13 protein-coding genes are annotated in these 16,999 nt (G+C 59.7%); 10 read left to right on the top strand and 3 right to left on the bottom strand.

Annotated elements, in window-relative coordinates; all coding sequences use genetic code 11:
• Positions 1-208 precede the first annotated feature (208 nt).
• The 4 genes from PspR84_RS18470 to PspR84_RS18455 all read left to right on the top strand — a co-directional run bounded on the left by PspR84_RS18470 (position 209) and on the right by PspR84_RS18455 (position 5,036).
• A complete protein-coding gene (locus PspR84_RS18470) occupies positions 209-691 on the top strand; it encodes a MarR family transcriptional regulator (RefSeq protein ID WP_077573642.1) in 483 nt (160 codons plus the stop codon).
• Entirely contained in the window at positions 681-2,150 is a 1,470-nt protein-coding gene (locus PspR84_RS18465; protein ID WP_160058645.1) for an efflux transporter outer membrane subunit, read from the top strand. The genes PspR84_RS18470 and PspR84_RS18465 overlap by 11 nt, the downstream gene beginning before the upstream one ends.
• A 15-nt stretch (positions 2,151-2,165) precedes the next feature.
• Complete coding sequence (locus PspR84_RS18460) at positions 2,166-3,368, top strand: HlyD family efflux transporter periplasmic adaptor subunit (RefSeq protein WP_008082123.1); 1,203 nt, start codon at positions 2,166-2,168, stop codon at positions 3,366-3,368.
• 138 nt (positions 3,369-3,506) lie between these two features.
• Complete coding sequence (locus PspR84_RS18455; RefSeq protein ID WP_160058644.1) at positions 3,507-5,036, top strand: DHA2 family efflux MFS transporter permease subunit; 1,530 nt, start codon at positions 3,507-3,509, stop codon at positions 5,034-5,036.
• Between the two features lie 179 nt (positions 5,037-5,215).
• On the opposite strand, the gene lpxH is transcribed toward PspR84_RS18455, so the two are convergent.
• Positions 5,216-5,962, bottom strand: a complete 747-nt coding sequence (gene lpxH, locus PspR84_RS18450) for a UDP-2,3-diacylglucosamine diphosphatase (RefSeq protein WP_160058643.1) — start codon at positions 5,960-5,962, stop codon at positions 5,216-5,218.
• Entirely contained in the window at positions 5,959-6,465 is a 507-nt protein-coding gene (locus tag PspR84_RS18445; RefSeq protein ID WP_095118204.1) for a peptidylprolyl isomerase, read from the bottom strand. Before PspR84_RS18445 ends, lpxH begins: the two co-directional genes overlap by 4 nt.
• A gap of 250 nt (positions 6,466-6,715) precedes the next feature.
• On the opposite strand from PspR84_RS18445, the gene PspR84_RS18440 reads away from it, so the two are divergent.
• From PspR84_RS18440 to PspR84_RS18430, 3 genes are all read left to right on the top strand, one after another.
• Complete coding sequence (locus tag PspR84_RS18440) at positions 6,716-8,413, top strand: glutamine--tRNA ligase/YqeY domain fusion protein (RefSeq protein WP_160058642.1); 1,698 nt, start codon at positions 6,716-6,718, stop codon at positions 8,411-8,413.
• A 21-nt stretch (positions 8,414-8,434) separates the two neighbouring features.
• Entirely contained in the window at positions 8,435-9,817 is a 1,383-nt protein-coding gene (gene cysS, locus PspR84_RS18435) for a cysteine--tRNA ligase (RefSeq protein ID WP_160058641.1), read from the top strand.
• Between the two features lie 496 nt (positions 9,818-10,313).
• Entirely contained in the window at positions 10,314-11,531 is a 1,218-nt protein-coding gene (locus tag PspR84_RS18430) for an MFS transporter (protein WP_160058640.1), read from the top strand.
• Positions 11,532-11,706: 175 nt separating this feature from the next.
• Here the strand turns inward: PspR84_RS18430 and PspR84_RS18425 are convergent, their stop codons facing one another.
• The gene (locus PspR84_RS18425) at positions 11,707-13,545 is read right to left on the bottom strand and encodes a sigma-54-dependent Fis family transcriptional regulator (RefSeq protein WP_160058639.1); all 1,839 of its coding nucleotides are present in this window, start codon (positions 13,543-13,545) and stop codon (positions 11,707-11,709) included.
• Positions 13,546-13,927: 382 nt separating this feature from the next.
• Here PspR84_RS18425 and PspR84_RS18420 point away from each other — a divergent pair, with 382 nt between their 5' ends.
• From PspR84_RS18420 to PspR84_RS18410, 3 genes are read left to right on the top strand one after another with little or no spacing between them, the layout of a single operon-like run.
• Entirely contained in the window at positions 13,928-15,022 is a 1,095-nt protein-coding gene (locus PspR84_RS18420; protein WP_007912480.1) for an ABC transporter ATP-binding protein, read from the top strand.
• Positions 15,022-16,131, top strand: a complete 1,110-nt coding sequence (locus PspR84_RS18415; RefSeq protein ID WP_137219214.1) for an ABC transporter ATP-binding protein — start codon at positions 15,022-15,024, stop codon at positions 16,129-16,131. The genes PspR84_RS18420 and PspR84_RS18415 overlap by 1 nt, the downstream gene beginning before the upstream one ends.
• Positions 16,128-16,994 (top strand): sugar ABC transporter permease, encoded by an 867-nt coding sequence (locus tag PspR84_RS18410; RefSeq protein WP_007912484.1) that lies wholly within the window; start codon positions 16,128-16,130, stop codon positions 16,992-16,994. The genes PspR84_RS18415 and PspR84_RS18410 overlap by 4 nt, the downstream gene beginning before the upstream one ends.
• Positions 16,995-16,999: the final 5 nt, after the last annotated feature.

The raw sequence follows: 16,999 nt of genomic DNA, 5'->3' as shown, positions 1-16,999 counted from the left end.
CGTGTCGGCCGATGAGCGGCGTACGTTAGCCACGGCACTCGAGCCTGGACATCAGGCGATTCCTAGAATGCGGTCGCCCATGCAACACAAAAACCCACTCCACTGGTCAACTAACTACCAAGCCTCCTAACTATTGCGTTGACATTCGCTGCCTAGGCAGTAACATCTCGACATACATTCACTGCCTAGGCAGTTATTAGGTGAGCAAATGAAGCATTTCACCCCGGACGAATTCAAACATTGCCATCTCGGCCTGTTGCTTGGCCGTGCTGCGCTGCTCAAGGACCGGATCATCGACACCCACATGGAACCCCACGGAATCACCGCCGCGCAGTTCAAGGTGTTGATCATCATGGCCCAGTTCGGCGTCGATACCCCGGCCGAACTGTGCCGGCACTTGTCGCTGGACAGCGGTTCGATGACGCGCATGCTCGATCGTCTGGAGCAGAAAGGTTTTCTGGCTCGCCAGCGCAGCGAAGGCGATCGCCGTCAGGTGCAACTCAAGCTGACCGAGCAAGGCCAGCAACTGGCCGATCGCCTGCCGCACATCGGCGCCGATGCGATGAATGAACTGGCCGGCGCCGTCACTCCGGACGAGTTGAAGACCCTGGAATACATCCTCAAGAAAATTCTGCTGGCAGCCGGTGACCCGATCACCATCCAGCGCTTAGGTGAACACAATGAGCGGTAAAACCTTGCGCAGCAGCCTGACGCTGGTGCTGTCGGCGATGATCCTCGCCGGTTGCGCCAACTACAGTGGCCTCGACACTCAAGGCAAAAGCCTTGATGCGAAAAGCCTGAAAGTCGGCCAATCCCTCAACGGCGTGACCCTGTCGCCAGCCGCATGGCCGAAAAGCGATTGGTGGACCAGCCTTGGCGATCCGCAACTCGACGGTCTGATTCGTGAAGCGCTGCACGACAGCCCGGACATGCAGATCGCCGCAGCGCGCGCCCATCAGGCCAGCGCCGCCGCGTATGCCGCCGATGCCGAACGTTATCCGACCCTCGACGCCAGCGCCGGCATCAGCCGTTCGCGTCTGGCCAAGGATCAAGACCCGCGAGGGCAGGGCGATGCCTACGCCACCGTGCGGAACGTCAGCGCCGGTTTCAATTACAACTTCGACCTGTGGGGCGGTCAGCGTGATGCCTGGGAAGCCGCACTCGGTCAGGCCCGCGCCGCTGAAGTTGATCGTCAGGCTGCGCAGTTGACGCTTGCTGCCGATGTCGCTCGTGCCTACAGCGATCTCGGTCAGGCGCACATCGTTTATGACCTCGCGAATGAAGACCTCAAGCGCACCAGGCAGATGCTCGATTTGAGCCAGCGTCGCCTGAGTTCAGGGATCGATAGCCAGTACCAGTTTCAGCAAACGCAAAGTCTGGAAGCCAGTTCCGAAGCCAGCCTGATCGACGCAGAAAAACGCCTGAACAGCGCCAAGATCGCCTTGGCCGTACTGCTCGGCAAAGGCCCGGATCGCGGCAACGAAATCGCCCGACCGAAAGTCCTGCAAGCCAGCGCTGTCGCCGTGCCGTCGGTATTGCCAGCGGAATTGCTCGGTCGTCGCCCGGATCTGGTCGCTGCGCGCTGGCGCGTCGAAGCGGCGAGCAAAGACATCGACTCGGCGAAAACCCGCTTCTATCCCAACTTGAATCTCACGGCTTCGGCCGGTGCCGAATCCTTGTTGGGTGATGCGATGTTCGGTTCCGCCAGTCGCTTCTTCAATATTGCCCCGACCATTTCGGTGCCGATCTTCGACGGCGGACGCCTGCGCGCCAACCTCGATGCGCGTGACGCCGATTACGATCTGGCGGTGGCGCAGTACAACAAAAGTCTGGTGAAAGCCCTGGGCGATGTCAGTGACACGATCAACCAGTTGCGTGACATCGGCCGGCAGATCGGTGCGCAGCAACACGCCACCGACATTGCTCAGGATTCTTACAACACCGTCGTCCAGCGTTACGGTTCCGGCATCGGCAACTACCTGGACGTGCTCAGCATTGAGCAGCAATTGCTGCAGGCCCAGCGTCAACTGGCCAACTTCAATGCCGAGCAGATCGACCTGTCGATTCAACTGATGCAAGCGCTGGGCGGCGGCTTCCAGGGGCAAACCCTGACCGCAGCCAACGCCACTCCAGCCACGCCGCACAACTAATTCAAGGTACTTGTCATGGCCACTGCCGAAAACACCCAAGCTCAAGGCAACACCCCGGACACCGGCAACCCGCGCAAACGCAAAGTCATGCTGCTGGTGCTGGCCGTTGTCGTTGCACTCGCCTGCGCCGGCGTCTGGGCGTATCACGAGTTCATCGGGCGCTTTAACGAAAGCACCGACGACGCCTACGTCAACGGCAACGTTGTGGAAATCACCCCGTTGGTCACCGGCACGGTGGTCAGCATCGGTGCTGACGATGGTGATCTGGTTCACGAAGGTCAGGTGCTGATCAACTTCGACCCCAACGATGCCGAAGTCGGTCTGCAAAGCGCCCAGGCGAAACTGGCGCGCACTGTGCGTCAGGTGCGCGGCTTGTACAGCAACGTTGATGGCATGAAAGCCCAGGTCAATGCGCAACAGGCCGAAGTGCAGAAAGCCCAGGACAACTACAACCGCCGGAAAAACCTCGCGCAGGGCGGGGCGATTTCCCAGGAAGAACTGTCCCACGCTCGCGACGACCTGACCTCGGCGCAAAACGCCCTGGCCAACGCCAAACAGCAACTGAAAACCACCAGCGCACTGGTCGATGACACCGTGGTCTCGTCGCATCCAGACGTGATGTCGGCCGCTGCCGACCTGCGTCAGGCGTACCTGACCAATGCCCGCAGCACCTTGATCGCGCCGGTTACCGGTTACGTGGCCAAGCGCACCGTGCAACTCGGTCAGCGTGTGCAGCCGGGCACGGCGTTGATGGCGGTGATTCCGCTGGATCAGCTGTGGATCGACGCCAATTTCAAAGAAACCCAACTGCGTGACATGCGCATCGGTCAGCCGGTCGATATCGAATCCGATATCTACGGCAGCGACGTGAAATACAGCGGCACCGTCGACAGCCTCGGCGCCGGCACCGGTAGTGCGTTTGCCTTGCTGCCAGCGCAGAACGCCACCGGCAACTGGATCAAGATCGTCCAGCGAGTGCCGGTGCGTATCCACATCAACGCCGAAGAACTGGCCAAGCATCCGCTGCGCGTTGGCCTGTCGACCAACGTTGAAGTGAATCTGCATGACCAGAGCGGCCCGGTGCTCGCACAGCAGCCACCGCAGAAAGCGTCGTTCAGCACCAACGTCTACGACCGCCAACTGGCCGAAGCCGACGCGATGATTGCGCAGCTGATCCACGACAACAGCGCTGCGGTGAGCAAAACCGCGCAACGCTGACCTGCACTGACCTTGTAGGAGTGAGCCTGCTCGCGATAACGGTGTATCTGTCGAGGAAATTGGGTCTGACACACCGCTATCGCGAGCAGGCTCACTCCTACAGGGCTGCGGCGACCATCAGGTTTCATAGGATTCACAATGAGCAATAACGCCTCTTTCACGCCGCCCAGCCTGTTGCTCAGCACCATCGGCCTGTCGCTGGCGACGTTCATGCAAGTGCTCGACACCACCATCGCCAACGTGGCGCTGCCGACCATATCCGGCAACCTCGGGGTGAGTTCGGAGCAGGGCACTTGGGTGATTACCTCGTTCGCCGTGAGCAACGCGATTGCGCTGCCGCTGACCGGTTGGCTCAGCCGCCGTTTCGGCGAGGTGAAGCTGTTTCTCTGGGCCGCCATTCTGTTTGTGCTGGCCTCGTTTCTCTGCGGTATCTCCACGTCGATGCCGGAACTGATTGGCTTTCGCGTGCTGCAAGGTCTGGTGGCCGGGCCGCTGTACCCGATGACACAAACCCTGTTGATCGCCGTCTATCCGCCCGCCAGGCGAGGCATGGCCCTGGCGTTACTGGCGATGGTCACGGTGGTCGCGCCGATTGCCGGGCCGATTCTCGGTGGCTGGATTACCGACAGCTACAGCTGGCCGTGGATCTTCTTCATCAACGTGCCGATCGGGATTTTTGCGGTGATGGTGGTGCGTTCGCAACTGGCCAAACGTCCGGTGGAAACCAGCCGTCAACCGATGGATTACGTCGGCCTGATCACGCTGATCATTGGCGTCGGCGCGTTGCAGGTGATCCTCGACAAAGGCAATGACCTGGATTGGTTTGAGTCGAACTTCATCATCATCGGCGCGGCGATTTCGGTGATCGCGCTGGCGGTGTTTGTCATCTGGGAAATGACCGACCAGCATCCGGTGGTGAATCTGCGGCTGTTTGCCTATCGCAACTTCCGCATCGGCACGCTGGTGTTGGTGCTGGGTTACGCCGGATTCTTCGGCATCAACCTAATCCTCCCGCAATGGTTGCAGACGCAGATGGGTTACACCGCGACCTGGGCCGGCTTGGCCGTGGCGCCGATCGGCATTCTGCCGGTGCTGCTGTCGCCGTTTGTCGGCAAGTACGCGAACAAGTTCGACCTGCGCTTGCTGGCCGGGCTGGCGTTTCTGGCGATTGGTCTGAGTTGCTTCATGCGGGCGGGATTCACCAATGAAGTCGATTTCCAGCACATCGCGCTGGTGCAGTTGTTCATGGGTATTGGTGTGGCGCTGTTCTTTATGCCGACCTTGAGCATCCTCATGTCGGACCTGCCGCCGAGCCAGATTGCCGATGGTGCCGGTCTTGCCACATTCTTGCGGACGCTGGGCGGTAGCTTTGCGGCATCGCTGACCACGTGGATCTGGATTCGTCGGGCCGATCAGCATCATGCGTATATGAGTGAGAGCATCAGTACCTTTGAGCCGGCGACGCGCGAGACTTTGAATCATTTGGGCGGGGCGAGCCAGTCGGCGTATGCGCAGATGGATCAGATTTTGACGAGCCAGGCGTACATGCTCTCCACCGTGGATTACTTCACGCTGTTGGGCTGGGGTTTTATGGGTTTGATTCTGATTGTGTGGCTGGCGAAGCCGCCGTTTGCCGCGAAGGCAGGGCCTGCTGCTTCCGGGCATTAAGGTCAAGAGCCCCTCACCCTAGCCCTCTCCCGGAGGGAGAGGGGACTGACCGAGTTGACTGTTTGAGGTACACCGACTTGCGATACCGAGTTGAACTCAGGTTTTGAACTGCATGCGGTCAGCTCCCTTTCCCCCTCGCCCCCCAGGGGGAGAGGGCTGGGGTGAGGGGGTAACGATCTTCAGCCGTGCGGCAAAGCCAGCGGCGGGGCGAAGTCGAACGGCGCCAACGCGTAGCCGCTCTCATCCACCTGCAACGCCCACCCCTGACGATCCCAATCCCCCAGCACAATCCGCTTCGCCGCTTGCTCACCGAGCTGCAACTTGTGAATCGCCGGGCGGTGAGTGTGTCCGTGAATCAGGGTTTTCACGCCATATTCCTGCATGATTCGCGGAATCTCCTCCGGCGTGACATCGACAATGTCATTAGCCTTCATCCGCGTCTGCGCCTTGCTCTCGCTGCGCAACTTGCGCGCCAGTTTGTGGCGGCTGCTCAAGGGCAGATTGCGCAGGATAAACAGCGTGACCGGATTGCGCAGATAACGCCGCAGCTTCATATAGCCGACATCGCGGGTGCACAGGCTGTCGCCGTGCATCAACAGCACCGGCTCGCCGTAAAACTGCACGACACTCGGGTCCTTCAACAACGTACAGCCGGCCTGCTTGCAGAAGGCCTTGCCGAGCATGAAGTCGCGATTGCCGTGCATCAGAAAAATCGCCGTGCCGCTGTCGCTCAATTCGCGCAGGGCCTGGCAGATGGAACGCTGGAAAGGCGTCATGGCGTCGTCGCCAATCCACGCTTCGAAGAAGTCGCCAAGAATGTACAACGCACTCGCCGAGCGGGCGCGTCCGGCGAGCAAATCCAGAAACGCCCGGGTAATGTCCGGGCGCTCCTCTTCCAGATGCAAGTCTGAAATCAGCAATATCACGCTTCGATGATCTCGGCTTTCTCGATGATCACGTCGTCTGCTGGTACGTCCTGGTGGCCGGCCTTGGAAGTGGTCGACACGCCTTTGATCTTGTCGACAACGTCGGTACCGGCGGTCACTTTACCGAATACTGCGTAGCCCCAGCCTTGCACGTTCTTGCCGCTGTGGTTAAGGAAAGTGTTGTCGGCAACGTTGATGAAGAACTGCGCGGACGCCGAATGCGGCTCCATGGTGCGGGCCATGGCAACGGTGTATTTCTCGTTGGAAAGACCGTTGTCGGCTTCGTTCTGGATGCTTGGACGCTTGTCTTTCTTTTCCTTCATGCCTGGCTCGAAACCGCCGCCCTGGATCATGAAGTTACCGATGACGCGGTGGAAAACGGTGTTTTCGTAGTGACCGGCGTTGACGTACTCGATGAAGTTGGCGACGGTGATCGGCGCCTTTTCAGCGTTCAGTTCGATGACGATGTCGCCATGATTGGTGGTCAATTTAACTTGAGTCATGATCGCTACTCTTTATAAGGAATTCGTGGGCAATGGGACATTTGCGCCCGTTACCGGTTCAGCCCGTGGGCCAAGGTGCGCAGTTTAGCGTGACAGGCGCGAATTTCGAGGCTGTTTTTCCAAATCCCTGCGATTAAATGCGCTCCTTTATAGGCCGTGCTCTGTCAGCCCCTTGACAGCATCGGCTATGATAGCGGCTTTGTTTTGTCTGGCCCCCTCTGCGGCCGCGCACATGTAAGTCAAGGATCCTATGAGCAAGCCCACTGTCGACCCTACCTCGAATGCCAAGTCCGGCCCTGCCGTGCCGGTCAATTTCCTGCGGCCGATCATCCAGGCAGACCTGGACTCGGGCAAGCACACCCAGATCGTTACCCGTTTCCCGCCTGAGCCCAACGGCTACCTGCACATCGGTCACGCCAAGTCGATCTGCGTGAACTTCGGCCTGGCCCAGGAGTTCGGCGGCGTTACGCACTTGCGTTTCGACGACACCAACCCGGCCAAGGAAGACCAGGAATACATCGACGCGATCGAAAGCGACGTCAAATGGCTGGGCTTCGAATGGTCCGGCGAAGTGCGCTACGCCTCACAGTATTTTGACCAGTTGCACGACTGGGCCGTCGAGCTGATCAAGGCCGGCAAGGCCTACGTTGACGACCTGACCCCAGAGCAAGCCAAGGAATACCGTGGCAGCCTGACCGAGCCGGGCAAGAACAGCCCGTTCCGCGACCGTTCGGTTGAAGAGAACCTCGACTGGTTCGCCCGGATGCGCGCCGGTGAATTCCCGGACGGCGCCCGCGTGCTGCGCGCGAAGATCGACATGGCTTCGCCGAACATGAACCTGCGCGACCCGATCATGTATCGCATTCGCCACGCGCATCACCACCAGACCGGCGACAAGTGGTGCATCTATCCGAACTACGACTTCACCCACGGTCAGTCGGACGCCATCGAAGGCATCACCCACTCGATCTGCACCCTCGAGTTCGAAAGCCATCGTCCGCTGTACGAGTGGTTCCTCGACGCATTGCCAGTGCCTGCGCACCCGCGTCAGTACGAGTTCAGCCGTCTGAACCTCAACTACACCATCACCAGCAAGCGCAAGCTCAAACAGCTGGTCGATGAAAAGCACGTGCATGGCTGGGACGATCCGCGCATGTCCACGCTGTCGGGCTTCCGCCGCCGTGGCTACACGCCGAAATCGATCCGCAACTTCTGCGAAATGGTCGGCACCAACCGTTCCGACGGCGTGGTCGACTTCGGCATGCTCGAATTCAGCATCCGTGACGACCTCGACCACACCGCACCGCGCGCCATGTGCGTGCTGCGTCCGCTGAAAGTCGTCATCACCAACTACCCGGAAGGCCAGGTCGAAAACCTCGAACTGCCGCGCCACCCGAAAGAAGACATGGGCGTGCGCGCGCTGCCATTCGCTCGGGAAATCTACATCGACCGTGACGACTTCATGGAAGAGCCGCCGAAGGGCTACAAGCGCCTGGAACCGGCCGGTGAAGTGCGTCTGCGCGGCAGCTACGTGATCCGTGCCGACGAAGCGATCAAGGACGCCGACGGCAACATCGTCGAACTGCGTTGCTCGTACGATCCGGAAACCCTGGGCAAGAACCCTGAAGGCCGCAAGGTCAAAGGCGTGATCCACTGGGTGCCGGCTGCCGCCAGCGTCGAGTGCGAAGTGCGTCTGTACGATCGTCTGTTCCGCTCTCCGAACCCTGAGAAGGCCGAAGACAGCGCGAGTTTCCTCGACAACATCAACCCTGATTCGCTGCAGGTACTCACCGGTTGTCGTGCCGAGCCATCGCTTGGCACTGCACAGCCGGAAGACCGTTTCCAGTTCGAGCGCGAAGGCTACTTCGTCGCTGATTTGAAGGACTCGAAACCAGGTCAGCCGGTATTCAACCGTACCGTGACCCTGCGTGATTCGTGGGGCCAGTGATTCAGCGTCAAGGGAAATAACGTGCTAACGATCTACAACACGCTCACCAAGAGCAAAGAAGTCTTCAAGCCGCTCGATGGCAACAAGGTGCGCATGTACGTCTGCGGGATGACCGTGTACGACTACTGCCACCTTGGCCACGGCCGCAGCATGGTCGCGTTCGACCTGGTGACCCGCTGGTTGCGGTTCAGCGGTTACGACCTGACCTACGTGCGCAATATCACCGACATCGACGACAAGATCATCAACCGCGCCAACGAGAACGGTGAGTCGTTCGAAGCGTTGACCGAGCGCATGATCGCCGCGATGCACGAAGACGAAGCGCGCCTGAACATCAAGAAGCCGGACATGGAACCGCGCGCCACGGATCACATTCCGGGCATGCACGCCATGATCCAGACCTTGATCGACAAGGGTTACGCCTACGCCCCGGGCAATGGCGACGTGTACTACCGCGTCGCCAACTTCATGGGCTACGGCAAGCTGTCGCGCAAGAAGATTGAAGACCTGCGCATCGGCGCGCGGATCGAAGTTGACGAGTCGAAACAGGACCCGCTCGACTTCGTGCTGTGGAAAGCCGCCAAACCGGGTGAGCCGAGCTGGGAATCGCCATGGGGCGCCGGGCGTCCGGGCTGGCACATCGAATGCTCGGTGATGTCTACCTGCTGCCTCGGCGAGACTTTCGACATTCATGGCGGCGGCAGCGATCTGGAGTTCCCGCACCACGAAAACGAAATCGCCCAGAGCGAAGCGGCCACCGGCAAGACCTACGCCAACGCGTGGATGCATTGCGGCATGATTCGCATCAATGGCGAGAAGATGTCCAAGTCCTTGAACAACTTCTTCACCATTCGCGACGTGCTGGAAAAGTACCACCCGGAAGTCGTGCGTTACCTGCTGGTGTCGAGCCACTACCGCAGCGCGATCAACTACTCGGAAGACAACCTCAAGGACGCCAAAGGCGCACTCGAGCGTTTCTACCACGCGTTGAAAGGCCTGCCGACTGTAGCGCCGGCTGGCGGCGAAGCCTTCGTCGAGCGTTTCACCACGGTGATGAACGACGACTTCGGCACGCCGGAAGCCTGCGCGGTGCTGTTCGAGATGGTGCGTGAGATCAACCGTCTGCGTGAGAGCGATCTTGATGCGGCGGCAGGTCTGGCGGCGCGTCTGAAAGAGCTGGCGAGTGTGCTGGGTGTGTTGCAGCTGGAGGCGGATGACTTCCTGCAGGCGGGCGCTGAAGGGCGTGTCGATGCGGCTGAGGTTGATGCGCTGATTGCGGCGCGTCTGGCGGCACGTGCGGGTAAGGATTGGGCTGAGTCGGATCGGATTCGTGATCAGCTCACGGCGATGGGCGTTGTGCTGGAAGACGGCAAGGGTGGGACTACCTGGCGTCTGGCTGATTGAGATCAGGGACGCGGAGCGTCCCGGGCTGCATTCCCACGCGGAGCGTGGGAACGATCAACAAAACCCGCCGTGTGCGGGTTTTTGTTTGGCTGCGAAGAAGAGCCCCTCACCCTAACCCTCTCCCAGAGGGAGAGGGGACTAAATGGGGGATGCTCAAGAAATACGCCGACCTGAGCGATGTTTGCCGAATCCATAATCAACTCGGTTTTTTCAGGTCGATGCACAACGCCAGACACCTCGGTCAGCTCCCTCTACCTCCGGGAGAGGGCTGGGGTGAGGGGTGCGTGTCAAAGAGATACGCCGACTTGAACCTGCTTCGAATCCATAATCGACTGGTTTTTTCAGGTCGATGCACAACGCCAGACACCTCGGTCAGCTCCCTCTCCCTCTGGGAGAGGGCTGGGGTGAGGGTTGCTTTTGACGTTCGCGTAGGTCTTGATGTCGGCAACGCGTTCAGCCGGATGCTGAGCGGCGACGATTATGGAATGGAGACACCATGGCTAATCACTATCGCGAACTGCTGACAACCCCAGGTGCCACGGGGTTAGTGCTCGCGAGCTCTATCGCGCGATTACCGCAAGCAATGATCGGCATCGGCATCATCACCATGCTGGTCCAGCAAACCGGTGTGTACTGGCTGGCCGGCACCGTCGCCGGGACGTTCACCCTGGCCAATGCACTGCTCGGCCCGTACATCTCCAGACTGGTCGATCAACATGGCCAGAGCCGCGTGCTGCCCGTCGTCACGGCGTTCAGCATTGCCATGCTGCTGGCGCTGATCACCGCCGTCTACTTGCGCGCACCTGCCGCACTGCTGTTTGTTCTGGCGGCATTGGCGGGGACGATGCCGAGCATGCCGTCGATGATCCGTGCGCGGTGGACGCAATTGTTCCGGGGCAAGCCGCAGTTGCACACGGCGTTCTCGCTGGACACGGTCCTCACCGAAATGGCCTACATCGTCGGCCCGCCACTGGCGATCGGTTTGAGCGTGAGTTTCTTTGCCGAAGCCGGGCCACTGGTTGCAGTCGGGCTGTTGGCCTTCGGGGTGACGGCGTTTCTCCTGCAACGCCAGACTGAACCTAAAGTTGTCGTGGGCCACGCCAGCCACAGTGGTTCAACTCTGCTGATTCCCGGCGTTCGCACCATTGTCCTCGCGTTGTTGGCGATGGGGGTCATTGGCGGAGCAATCGATGTCGCCGTCGTGGCGTTCGCCAATGCGCAAGGCTGGCCAGCCTCCGCAACCTTCATCCTCGCCGCCTATGCGTTTGGCTCACTGGTCGCGGGCCTGACCTTCGGTGCAATGAGGGTTTCGCTGGCGATCGAAAAACAGTTCCTGATCGGGATCCTGGTCACGGCGTTCACCGGCGTGTTGCCGATTTTTGCAGCGGACGTTTATGTCCTGTCAGCGACGCTGTTTATTGCCGGGATTTCGTTTGCGCCAACGATGGTCGTGGTCATGAAGCTGGGAACGATCATCATCCCGCCATCGCGGATCACCGAAGGGCTGACGTGGATGACCACGGGTATCAGCATCGGCGTTGCGCTGGGCGGCATGCTCGCGGGGTTGGTCATTGATGGCTGGGGTGCACGGGCCGGGTTCGGTGTGGCGATTGGCGCTGGGATCATGATGGTGGTTGTTGTACTGGTGGGGCTGCGCACATTGGAGGCGGCTTCGGTTGCGCATGTTGAGCCGGAATTTTCGCCCTCACCCTAGCCCTCTCCCCCAGGAGAGGGGACTGAATGGGGGATGTTCGAGAGATACACCGACTTGAACGTGATGCTCTGAATCCATAATCGACTGGTTTTTTCAGGTCGATGTCCAGCGCCAGACACCTCGGTCGGCTCCCTCTCCTGGGGGAGAGGGCTGGGGTGAGGGGAACGGGATTCACTCAACCTTCAATCTGCCGCAACCGCTTATAAAGCGTATTCCGACTCACCCCCAACCGCCGAGCCAAATGCGAAATATTCCCCCCGGAAGCCTTCAACTCCCGGTTCAACGCCTCCACATCATTCAAATCAACCGCCAACGGCGCCGCGCTCTCCACCGGCTCCATCTCCAGATCAACAAAAAAATCATCCGGCAAATGCTCAAGCCTCACCGGCTGCTCCTCAGCCATCGCCAACGCCACCTGCATCACGCTACTCACCTGACGCAAATTCCCCGGCCAAGGATGACGGCTGAACAACTCCAGCACCTCCTGGCTCAACCCCGCCCACTGCGTCGGTTCACGATGCTGCTCCCACAACCGCTTGAACAACGCCTCCTTATCACTGCGCTCCCGCAGCGGCGGCAGCTCCAGCGTCAGTCCACCAATGCGGTAATACAAATCCTCACGAAACCGTCCCAATTGCACTTGTTCGCGCAAGGAACGGTTAGTCGCCGAGATAATCCGCAAATCCACCGGGAACAACTCGCTACTGCCCACCGGTTGCACGCAACGCTCCTGCAACACCCGCAACAACCGCGCCTGAGTCGGCAATGGCATATCGCCAATCTCGTCGAGAAACAGCGTGCCTTTATCCGCCTTGCGAATCAGCCCGATACTGCCTTTCTGATTCGCGCCGGTGAACGCACCTTTCTCGTAGCCAAATAACTCGGATTCGACAAGTTCGGCGGGGATCGCCGCGCAGTTGACGGCAATGAACGCCTGTTTGCTACGTGAACTGGCCTGATGCAGGGCTTTGACGAAAACTTCCTTGCCGACCCCGGTTTCGCCATGGATCAGCAGCGGAATGTCTTTCTCCAGTAACCGCTCAGCCTGACGCACGGCTTTTTCCACGCGACTGTCGCCGAAGTGCAGGGTGTTGAGACTGATGGCAGTGGGCGCGGCGGTTTTAGGTTCAGCAGCAAAAACGCGCGGCTGAACCGACGCCTGCTTCGGCCGCTTCAACAAACACTGAAAACGGTTACGCCCGGACGTCTGCAAGGCAAACGGCAACCCGTCCGGCTGGTTGATCAACTCCAGCAGCGACACTTTGAACAGGCTCTCAACGCTTACCCGCGACAAACGCACACCGAGCAGATTGTCCGCCCGGCGGTTGGCCGACAACACCTGCCCACTCTCATCGAAAATCAACAACCCCGCCCACTGACTGTCGAGGTTGTTCAACCCGGTGTTGAAGGTAAGTTGAAAGTGCTGGCCATGGAACAGGTTGAGGATCAGCCGGTTCTCCACGGTCTGGCTCATCATCTTGACCATGCCCAAAGTGTGCGAGGGCGGCAGATAGCTGTCGCTGGACACATCAAGCACCGCGATGACTTTGCGCTCGGCGTCGAAAATCGGCGCGGCGGAACCGGTCATGAAACGGTTGGCCTTGAGAAAGTGTTCATCGTGTTCGATGTGCACCGCTTGTTCACACGCCAGCGCCGTGCCGATCGCGTTGGTGCCGCTGGTGCGCTCGACCCAACTCGCACCGGCCTGAAACCCCCGCGCCAGATTCGGCTCGATAAAGCGTTGCGTGCCCCACGAGGTCAGGACCTGGCCCTGATTGTCGGCGAGCATGATCAGGCAGTTGGAGTTGCTGAGGATGTTTTCGTAATAGGGCAGGACTTCCTGGTGCGTGGTCTGCACCAGCGAATGATGACTGTCGAGCAGCTGCGCGATGCTAGCGGCGGGCAGTTGATCGAAGGCCGGCGTGCTTTGGTGGTCGAGACCGAACGCGCGGCAACGTTGCCAGGAAGTCTGGACGATCGCGTCGTGGGACAGCGGCGGGGCAGGTGCGGCCATGGCAGTGGGCCTCTGATGCAGCGATTTTTATTGTTGTTATGAACCCGATCTTCGAAACCTGCACAGATCCCCTGTAGGAGTGAGCCTGCTCGCGATAGCGGTGTGTCAGACATGTTTGCATCGACTGACACACCGCTATCGCGAGCAGGCTCACTCCTACAATGGATCTTCCGTGTTTACGAGATCGGGCAAAAAGCGTTCATAGAGTGTTGTTCACTATTGTTCATTGTCAATCGCCCGACTGTTCAAATGTGTTCAGCAATGAACGCCTGTTCCCCACTGTTTCAACGATTTTCACGCCAAATCAACCACTTGCCATTTCTGGCACGAAACTCGCTCCCGTGCACAGGTCGCTTGACTCCAATAATAAAAAGGCCGAGCCATGTCACTCACCCTGGAGCACGTCAGCCGCACCGTCGAGGGCCAGACCTGGATCGACGATGCGTGCCTGAAATTCGAACCCGGTTCGTTCAACGTTTTGCTCGGCCGCACCCTGTCCGGCAAAACCAGCCTCATGCGTTTAATGGCCGGTCTGGACAAACCGGACAGCGGCCGCATCCTGATGAACGGCGTCGACGTCACCCAGCGCCCGGTGCGGTTGCGCAACGTGTCGATGGTCTATCAGCAGTTCATCAATTACCCGACCATGACCGTGTTCGAGAACATCGCCTCGCCACTGCGTCAGGCCGGTGTCTCGAAAGAGATCATCCACAGCAAAGTGCAAGAAACCGCGAAGATGCTGCGCATCGAGAAGTTTCTGCAACGCTATCCGCTGGAGCTGTCCGGCGGCCAACAGCAACGCACCGCCATGGCCCGCGCACTGGTCAAGGATGCCGAGCTGATCCTCTTCGATGAGCCGCTGGTCAACCTCGACTACAAACTGCGCGAAGAATTGCGTCAGGAAATGCGCGAGCTGTTCAAGGCGCGCCACACCATCGCCATTTATGCCACCACCGAACCCAACGAAGCGCTGGCACTCGGCGGCACCACGACGATTCTTCACGAGGGCCGGGTGATTCAAAGTGGCCCGTCGACCTCGGTGTATCACCAGCCGCAAACCGTGCTCGCTGCCGAATTATTCTCCGAGCCACCGATCAACCTGATGCCCGGGCGCATCGCCGGCAACGAAGTCAGTTTCGCCAATTTTGTGCACTTCCCGTTGAACGTCGATCTGCGCCCGGTGGGCGAGGGCGAGTTCCGCTTCGGCGTGCGCCCCAGCCACATCTCGCTGGTGCCGAGCAACGATGACGACCTCGAACTGGCCGTCACTGTCGAAGTCGCCGAGATCAGCGGCTCGGAAACCTTCCTGCATGTGCGCAACGAGCATTTCCTGCTGGTGCTGCACTTGCCCGGCGTTCATGAATACGACGTCGATGCGCCGATCCGCATCTATATCCCGACCCACAAACTGTTTGTTTTCGATGCGCAGGGCCGTCTGGTGCAAGCACCGGGCCGGCGTGTCGCGAGGGTTGCCTGATGGCCGAAATCCGTTTGCAGCACCTCGCCCACAGCTACAGCAAAACCCCGAGCGGCGCCGAGGACTATGCGATCCGCGAGATGGATCACGTCTGGGAGCAGGGCGGCGCCTATGCCTTGCTCGGGCCATCGGGTTGCGGCAAGTCGACTTTGCTCAACATCATCTCCGGACTGCTCAGCCCCTCGCAGGGCCATGTGTTGTTCGACGGCAAAGCGGTCAACGACCTGACGCCGGAGAAGCGCAACATCGCCCAGGTTTTCCAGTTTCCGGTGGTGTACGACACCATGACCGTGTTCGACAACCTCGCTTTCCCCCTGCGAAATCAGGGCATGGCCGAGGCGAAAGTGCACAGCAAGGTGCAGGAAATTGCCGAAGTCCTCGACCTGCAAAACCTCCTGAGCAAGAAGGCGCGCAACCTCACCGCTGACGAAAAACAGAAAGTCTCGATGGGCCGGGGTCTGGTCCGCGACGACGTTTCGGCGATCCTCTTCGACGAACCGCTGACGGTGATCGACCCGCACCTGAAATGGAAATTGCGACGCAAGCTCAAGCAGATCCACGAGCAGTTCAACATCACCATGGTCTACGTCACCCACGATCAACTGGAGGCCTCGACCTTCGCCGACAAGATTGCGGTGATGTACGGCGGTCAGATCGTCCAGTTCGGCACACCACGGGAATTGTTCGAGCGGCCGAGCCACACCTTTGTCGGCTATTTCATCGGCAGCCCCGGGATGAACCTGATCGACGTGCAGCCGCAACCCGGTGGCGTCGGTTTCGCCTCGACGCACCTGCCGCTGTCCGACGCCATGCAGCGCCATATCGAACACGGTCAGTGGAAGAATCTGAAGGTCGGCATCCGCCCGGAGTTTATTCATGTGTGGGACGAGCCGTTTGATGACGCGATGCAGGCCAGGGTCGTACACGTCGAAGACCTCGGCACCTACAAGATCATGACCCTCGACCTCGACGGCGCACCGTTGAAAGTACGTTTGGCGGAAGACAAACCGGTGCCACAGGGCATCGCGTACATCAGTTTCCCGGCGCAGTGGCTGATGGTCTATGCCGATGAGTTTCTGCTCGAAGCCGACGATGAGGTGCAGCCATGAACAAGGTGCAGAACAACAAGGCCTGGTGGCTGGTGTTGCCGGTGTTCCTGCTGGTGGCGTTCAGTGCGGTGATCCCGATGATGACCGTGGTCAACTATTCGGTGCAGGACATCTTCGACCAGTCCAGCCGCTACTTTGTCGGCGCTGACTGGTACAAACAAGTGCTGCTCGATCCACGTCTGCACGATTCATTGCTGCGTCAGTTCATCTACTCGGCCTGCGTGTTGCTGATCGAAATTCCTTTGGGCATTGCCGTCGCGCTGACCATGCCGACCAAGGGTCGCTGGTCGTCGGTGGTGCTGATCATTCTGGCGATTCCGCTGCTGATCCCATGGAACGTGGTCGGCACCATCTGGCAGATTTTCGGCCGTGCCGACATTGGTCTGCTCGGTTCCAGCCTCAACGCAATGGGCATCAGCTACAACTACGCGGCCAACACCATGGACGCCTGGGTGACGGTGCTGGTGATGGACGTCTGGCACTGGACTTCATTGGTGGCGCTGCTGTGCTTCTCCGGTTTGCGCGCGATTCCCGACGTGTATTACCAAGCGGCGCGCATCGATCGGGCCTCAGCCTGGGCGGTGTTCAGGCACATTCAGTTGCCCAAGCTGAAGAGCGTGCTGCTGATCGCGGTGATGCTGCGCTTCATGGACAGTTTCATGATCTACACCGAGCCGTTCGTGCTCACCGGCGGCGGGCCGGGTAACGCCACGACCTTCTTGAGTCAGACGTTGACCCAGATGGCCGTAGGGCAATTCGACCTCGGTCCGGCAGCGGCGTTTTCGCTGGTGTACTTCCTGATCATCCTGTTGGTGTCCTGGCTGTTCTACACCGCCATGACGCACTCCGACGCCAACCGCTGAGGCCC

This window comes from Pseudomonas sp. R84 (assembly GCF_009834515.1).
Lineage (GTDB): Bacteria > Pseudomonadota > Gammaproteobacteria > Pseudomonadales > Pseudomonadaceae > Aquipseudomonas.
Note: the sequence above shows the minus strand (reverse complement) of the source record. Positions and strands in the feature narration are given on the sequence as shown.

What these genes read in the sequence shown, in the direction of transcription:
- PspR84_RS18425 (WP_160058639.1), bottom strand. Translation starts at nt 13,545, where the DNA reads ATGGCCGCACCTGCCCCGCCGCTGTCCCACGACGCGATCGTCCAGACT.
- PspR84_RS18410 (WP_007912484.1), top strand. Translation starts at nt 16,128, where the DNA reads ATGAACAAGGTGCAGAACAACAAGGCCTGGTGGCTGGTGTTGCCGGTG.
- PspR84_RS18470 (WP_077573642.1), top strand. Translation starts at nt 209, where the DNA reads ATGAAGCATTTCACCCCGGACGAATTCAAACATTGCCATCTCGGCCTG.
- PspR84_RS18420 (WP_007912480.1), top strand. Translation starts at nt 13,928, where the DNA reads ATGTCACTCACCCTGGAGCACGTCAGCCGCACCGTCGAGGGCCAGACC.
- PspR84_RS18445 (WP_095118204.1), bottom strand. Translation starts at nt 6,465, where the DNA reads ATGACTCAAGTTAAATTGACCACCAATCATGGCGACATCGTCATCGAA.
- PspR84_RS18455 (WP_160058644.1), top strand. Translation starts at nt 3,507, where the DNA reads ATGAGCAATAACGCCTCTTTCACGCCGCCCAGCCTGTTGCTCAGCACC.
- PspR84_RS18440 (WP_160058642.1), top strand. Translation starts at nt 6,716, where the DNA reads ATGAGCAAGCCCACTGTCGACCCTACCTCGAATGCCAAGTCCGGCCCT.
- PspR84_RS18465 (WP_160058645.1), top strand. Translation starts at nt 681, where the DNA reads ATGAGCGGTAAAACCTTGCGCAGCAGCCTGACGCTGGTGCTGTCGGCG.
- PspR84_RS18415 (WP_137219214.1), top strand. Translation starts at nt 15,022, where the DNA reads ATGGCCGAAATCCGTTTGCAGCACCTCGCCCACAGCTACAGCAAAACC.
- PspR84_RS18460 (WP_008082123.1), top strand. Translation starts at nt 2,166, where the DNA reads ATGGCCACTGCCGAAAACACCCAAGCTCAAGGCAACACCCCGGACACC.
- PspR84_RS18430 (WP_160058640.1), top strand. Translation starts at nt 10,314, where the DNA reads ATGGCTAATCACTATCGCGAACTGCTGACAACCCCAGGTGCCACGGGG.